Origin of the sequence: Vibrio sp. S234-5 (assembly GCF_000960595.1) — a bacterium.
Taxonomy (GTDB): domain Bacteria; phylum Pseudomonadota; class Gammaproteobacteria; order Enterobacterales; family Vibrionaceae; genus Vibrio.
Map to the genome: position 1 here is coordinate 1 of NZ_JZAM01000205.1, position 5,793 is coordinate 5,793.

Genomic DNA, 5,793 nt, shown 5'->3' on the forward strand with positions numbered 1-5,793 from the left:
TAGAGCAATAATGGAAAGGGCCGCGTATTCCAAAGCGATGGTAAAGAAGTGAAGTTGACATTAACTGGCTATTTTTGGCGATATGGTATCAGAAAAGCCATTCAGGTATCGATTTTCCGGATGAACCAAAAACACACTGTAAACCCTGAATTTCAATTTTGCACTAAAGTCGCCACGCGTTGGCAATCCCTCTTGAGCCGTTTGTTATATTTTCATTATCTACACTAACGTGACCGACTGTTTAGGATTGCCGATAAACCATTAACAAACTGATATTTCTTGCTTTTCCAAAACTGTAGCAGCTTCCGCACGCTCAATGATTTTTAACAATACAGATTGAATCGCTTCGTCTTCGCGGGCATCTTTGTCACTTGTAAAGCGTTGTATTTGAGGCTCGGCATTCTCCTCAGGTAAAAAGGTGATAACGACTTCAGTCGCTAAATCCGTCGTTTTACCGAAATACTCTAATGATATTTGCGGATAACCTTTGAAACCTCTTTGTACTCGTTTCAATATGCGTTTTTTCGCTTTATCCACGTTCATCATGAATCCTTTTGATTGCTGAACTTAAAAAAATATAACGCTCGGCTAAGGGGTTGACAACGCACTGCCGAACTTAAAAAACACACTGTAAACACTAAACTTCAATTTTGAACTAAAGTCGCCAAGCGTTGGCAATCCCTCTTGAGCCGTTTGTTATGCAAATTCAATAAGATAAACTGACTTTACTCGATCAAAAGCCACGATTGCAATGGTTGAGTGATTCAAGAAACAACCCAAGTAGGAGCCGTGATAAATTAGCCGCCAAAACAAAGTCCACCCTTCAACAACAAACCAAGCTTTTGAACCAGGAAAACTCAACAAGCAAGACTTTCAGAAAATGCGAAATGCTCGATTAACTTGCCCTTTCCACACTTTGCGCCCGCTAAATTCACAACAAACAAGCACCAAAACTCATTGAGGCAAACAAAGAACCTTGCCTGTTTTACGGCTTGAGTAAACCACGAATTTTAGGGTAAAAATACTCATTTGCCGACAACACAAAACGAATGGCCGGAGAAATCCCACAAGATTGAACCCCTAATTTTACCTGAGTTGCATAACGCTGCGTTAAGGGGTGAATGCCGTATAAACCAACCTTCCGCACACCACTTTCACCACCAAAACTCACTGCAAACCAAAAATGCCACGCGGCATGAATCCCGCTTAAACGCCTTGTTATGCTTAAGCTTCAATGGCTTACGTTTTACTAAAAACAAGATTAACTCGACTTTGATTCACAAACAAAAGCCAAAAACCAAAAAACTGAAATGACTCATGATTTTGAAAATCAGACTTTGAAATTTGGCAGCTAAAACGAAAAAACCTAAGATCAAATCTCTGATTGAGCCAACCGCCCTAACCTCGCGCTTGCCCAAGAATTGAATGAGGCAATTCTCTGAATTTCTAGCGCCAAAGAATAAGTGTCCGAAAAACAGCGCTCAAAAAAGCCAGCTTGCCGACAAACACAAAACTGAAAAGCCTAGGGAACAAAGAAAAACCATAAACCACTGATTTTAGGTGATTAAGCATAACGCCCAATTAAGGGGTGAGCAACGCTGCCACCTAACCTAACGCATTGTACTGTAACCACTAAAATTGCAGTAGAAGCAAAAATGCCAAGCGTTGGGAATCCCTCTTAAATTGTTTGTTATACTCGTTTTTAAAACCTCTAGTTTTTAGCCGTTCCGCTAAATTCTTCTTCCTGCAAATTCTCAGCTAAACCCCATTCACCTATAGCAAATAGAAAACTACCGATAAAAGACAAGGTTTCATTACCAGCCCTTTCAGGAAAGTCATCAGCTTTATCGACACTCTGAGGTTCAATTACATTTTTACAAACAATACTCGCACACCCTTTTTCATCTGGGTATAAGGGAGTAGTGTCCAAAACATCATTCGCTAAACTATCAAAGGAAAAAACGCTTATCAAAACCACTGAAATAGGCCAAAACTTCACTACAGACTCACAATATAAATAACACCAGATAGGATGATAACCCTCTGATGTGGAATATAAAAGGGTATAACGCCTTGTTAAGGTGTGAGGCACGTAATACCGAAGCCTCCGCATACCACCTTAACCACAAAACCTGACGCATGCTGAAAACGCCACGCGTGCCGAATCACTCTTGAACAATTTGTTATGTTTCATTTTCCATGTGCGGTGATTCTTTAAGCTTTTAGTGTCATTGCCTTGATAACCTTTTTAGCAACTGACGCCGAATCACATTGCGTTGTATCGACTAGAATGTCGTAAGGTAGATGCTTAGGTGCAGTTTCATATCCATGTTTTACTTCAGCCAATGTACGGTCTTCACGTTCATTCACTCGTTGCTCTAGACACTCCCAGTCTGCGGTTAAACCTACATAAAAAACACGAAACTCATTTAGGTAGCCTAACAGTTCACTCGCTCAACGTTCCGTAGAGACGACATTATCAAAAATCACCTTATTACCGCAGTTAACTAAACTCTGTACGCACGAAAATGTACCAGCTAATAATGCATTACGGTCAAAAGCATCCCACTTATTCTCATAATTACAACCATCTAGGATCACTTGAGGTAAAGTATAAACTATTGTATCAATTGAAAAACTCAACCAAACTTCGTGAGATAATTGCTTCTGTAATTCTTTCGCTAGCTGTGTTTTTCCCACGCATGATGGACCGTCAAGCACGATTAATTGATATGACATTTAGGAATCCTTTCTATTTGTTGAGCTTTGAAACATAACGCCCGGTTAAGGGGCAGCCAACGCCATTACCAAGCTTCCGCATAACACCGTAACCACAAAAACTAACGCATGGTAAAAATGCAGCGCGTTGGCTGTCCCTCTTGAACCGTTTGTTATGCTTAAGCTTCAATGACTTACGCTTTACCAAAACCAAGATTAACTCAGCTTTGATTCACAAACAAAACCCAAAAACCAAAAAACTGAAATGACTCATGATTTTGAAAATCAGACTTTGAACTTTGACCGCTAATTCTAAACAAACCTAAGATCAGATTGCTTATTGAGCCAACCGCCTCAACCTCGCGCTTGCCCGAAAATTGATTGAGGCAATTCGCTGAATTTCCAGCGCCAAAGAATAATTGTCCAGAAAACCGCGCCCACTGAAGCCAACTTGCCGAGAAACACCAAACTAAAGAGCCAAGGGAACAAAGAACAATCATAAACCACTGACTTTTGGTGATTAAGCATAACGCCCGGTTAAGGGGCAGCCAACGCCATTACCAAGCTTCCGCATAACACCGTAACCACAAAAACCAACGCATAGTGAAAATGCCACGCGTTGGCTGTCCCTCTTGAACCGTTTGTTATGTTTAAGCTTCAATGACTTACGTTTTACCAAAACCAAGATTAACTCAGCTTTGATTCACAAACAAAAGCCAAGACCTAAAAAACTGAAACGATTCATAGATTTGAAAAACAGACTTCGAATTTTGGCAATTCAAGCCCAAAAACTTGTGGTTAAAATACTGATTGAGCCAGCCGCACAAACCTCGCGCTTACTCGAAAATTGATTGAGGCAATTCTCTGAATTTCCAGCGCCAAAGAATGAGTGTCCGGAAAACAGCGCCCGCTGAAGCCAACTTGCCGACAAACACAAAACAAATCAGCCGAGGGAACAAAGAAAAACCACAATCCACTTATTTTTGGTGATTAAACATAACGCCGCGTTAAGGGGTGAGTGCCGCCTAAACCAACTTTCCGCATACCACTTTCACCACCAAAATCACCGCATACCAAAAATGCCACGCGGCACGAATCCCTCTTTAACGCTTTGTTAGTGTGATGGAGTTAAATGATTTAATACTGAGTGATACCAGCTTTCTAAAAAGTTGAAAGCAACAACCGTAAGCCTGATACAAGCATCATGACTAAGAGTTATATAACCTTCATTGATGTCGATACCGTCGTATCGGGAAGCTAATTGTTTTATTGCAGTGGCTTTAGAAAACCCCTCAATGCAAGAGTCATTGTGAACGATACAATTTCGTAGTTCGATTAACCCTTTAACATCTTGGAGATTTGACGGATTTTCTGGTGCGGTAACACCACAAACTGACGAGCAATACTTAATAAATCTTTCAATAGCACTACCTTTTAGATCATTCCACTTTAGTGGCTGATCGGTTGCTAGCTTGAGCTGATTACAAAATGCAGAGAATTCCCGTTCGAGAACAATTAGCACAGTAACAATATGGCTTTTTCGGGTAACGTCAGGAAAACAGTCACAAGTAAGACCGTCAGAATTGCTACCAAGCTCAATACTTTCTGTTTTCTCAAGTATCAATAATAAGTCTTGTACATAACAATCCAAATCCACCAAATTACCGAAAAACTGCGTTTCATGAGGTATATTCAAATGTTTTTCCTCTTAATCACACTAACGCCCGCTTAAGCGGTGAGCAACGCAATACGGTGTTTCCGCATACCACCTAAATCACTACAATCAACGCATGGTAAAAATGCTACGCGTTGCGAATCCGTCTTGAAGCGTTTGTTAGGTTTTTACTCCCCACCTAAGTCTTCCCATTTTTTAAGATTCAATCGTCTACGTTGGATGAAGAAATACAAAGCCATTGTTACCCCATAAGCAACACCTGCAATTGAAGACGAAATAACTGCGTAAGTAACAGATTGCCCTTCAGCGCTCCATAAAATGAACCACATTAACACCCCAAAAATTGGTGTGTAGACTATAAACGAGTTCGTAAAGTTAACCCAAAAAGAACGGTAATATGGCGGGGGTTGTTGCAAGCCAAGCATTTGAAGTAGCTTGGCACTTGGTGGATTATAGTTAGATTTCCACACTCCCTTGCTATTTAGCTCTTCGGAAGCAGCTTTTAGTTTCCTTTCATAATCCATTATATTTTATCGCTCCTATTGAGTTACTTTGTTTAATTAAACCTAACGCCCGGTTAAGGGGCAGACAACGCCACTACCAAGCTTCCGCATAACACCGTAACCACAAAAACCAACGCATAATAAAAATGCCACGCGTTGGCTGTCCCTCTTGAACCGTTTGTTATGCTTAAACTTCAAACACTTAGGTTTGAGCAACCATTAGAATAACTCACACTTTCAAACCAACCCAAGCACCAAAATTCGTTAACCTGATCGAAACCATGAATTGAACAAAAACTGAGATAAATTCACCACGATCAATAGAACAAAATGCCTTTTTAACGAAAACCCGACCAACCAGACTCACAGCAAACTGGCATGAAACTCAAATGAGGCAACAACGCTGAACCAACAGCGCCAACGAAATTGCCTTTTCATTAGGCAGCGCAAAACAATAGTAAATTGCCGATACGCTTTTGGCCGATAAGCCAAGGAGCCAAATCACTCAAAGCGACTTGAGAAAAAGAAACTCAACACGAACTGGCTCAAAACTAAAATGAGGCAACAGCTCGAAACTCACAGCATCAATTCATTTCAAAACAGCGACAGCTTTTAATCATTGCCGACAAACAAGAACGAATGGCTGAAGGAACAGAGAAAAGGCCACAACCGATTGATTTTGTGAGATTAAGCATAACGCCGCGTTAAGGGGTGAATGCCGCATAAACCAACTTTCTGCAAACCACTTTCACCACCAAAATTCACTGCATACCAAAAATGCCACGCGGCATGAATCCCTCTTGAACGCTTTGTTATGCTTAAGCTTCAATGACTTATGTTTTACCAAACTGAGATTAACTCAGCTTTAACTCACAAACAAAAGCCGAAAATCACTTT

At 40.7% G+C, this 5,793-nt stretch carries 6 protein-coding genes and 4 pseudogenes; all 10 read right to left on the reverse strand.

The window, feature by feature from the left end; genetic code table 11:
• Positions 1-261: 261 nt before the first annotated feature.
• The gene (locus UF06_RS11285; protein WP_170907960.1) at positions 262-543 is read right to left on the reverse strand and encodes a hypothetical protein; all 282 of its coding nucleotides are present in this window, start codon (positions 541-543) and stop codon (positions 262-264) included.
• A 559-nt stretch (positions 544-1,102) separates the two neighbouring features.
• Positions 1,103-1,222 (reverse strand): annotated as a pseudogene (locus UF06_RS28355) (DUF3265 domain-containing protein); the annotation flags it as partial.
• Between the two features lie 489 nt (positions 1,223-1,711).
• Positions 1,712-1,999, reverse strand: coding sequence for a hypothetical protein (locus UF06_RS11290; protein WP_039453386.1), 288 nt, complete (start codon positions 1,997-1,999; stop codon positions 1,712-1,714).
• Positions 2,000-2,214: 215 nt separating this feature from the next.
• Positions 2,215-2,739: pseudogene (locus UF06_RS11295) on the reverse strand (AAA family ATPase).
• A gap of 969 nt (positions 2,740-3,708) precedes the next feature.
• Positions 3,709-3,852: pseudogene (locus tag UF06_RS28360) on the reverse strand (DUF3265 domain-containing protein).
• The gene (locus UF06_RS26855; RefSeq protein WP_001025027.1) at positions 3,833-4,414 is read right to left on the reverse strand and encodes a hypothetical protein; all 582 of its coding nucleotides are present in this window, start codon (positions 4,412-4,414) and stop codon (positions 3,833-3,835) included. Before UF06_RS26855 ends, UF06_RS28360 begins: the two are co-directional and overlap by 20 nt.
• Positions 4,415-4,560: 146 nt before the next feature.
• On the reverse strand, positions 4,561-4,917 hold the full coding sequence (locus UF06_RS11315; RefSeq protein ID WP_045570556.1) for a DUF6404 family protein: 357 nt from the start codon (positions 4,915-4,917) through the stop codon (positions 4,561-4,563).
• 42 nt (positions 4,918-4,959) lie between these two features.
• A complete protein-coding gene (locus UF06_RS24365; RefSeq protein WP_083544790.1) occupies positions 4,960-5,094 on the reverse strand; it encodes a DUF3265 domain-containing protein in 135 nt (44 codons plus the stop codon).
• Between the two features lie 165 nt (positions 5,095-5,259).
• Positions 5,260-5,430: pseudogene (locus UF06_RS28365) on the reverse strand (disulfide bond formation protein DsbD).
• Between the two features lie 153 nt (positions 5,431-5,583).
• Positions 5,584-5,712 (reverse strand): DUF3265 domain-containing protein, encoded by a 129-nt coding sequence (locus tag UF06_RS28370; protein ID WP_082069683.1) that lies wholly within the window; start codon positions 5,710-5,712, stop codon positions 5,584-5,586.
• Positions 5,713-5,793 lie beyond the last annotated feature (81 nt).

Excerpts from the sequence above, each read along its gene's own strand:
- UF06_RS11285 (WP_170907960.1), bottom strand. The coding sequence starts at position 543 with ATGAACGTGGATAAAGCGAAAAAACGCATATTGAAACGAGTACAAAGA.
- UF06_RS11315 (WP_045570556.1), bottom strand. The coding sequence starts at position 4,917 with ATGGATTATGAAAGGAAACTAAAAGCTGCTTCCGAAGAGCTAAATAGC.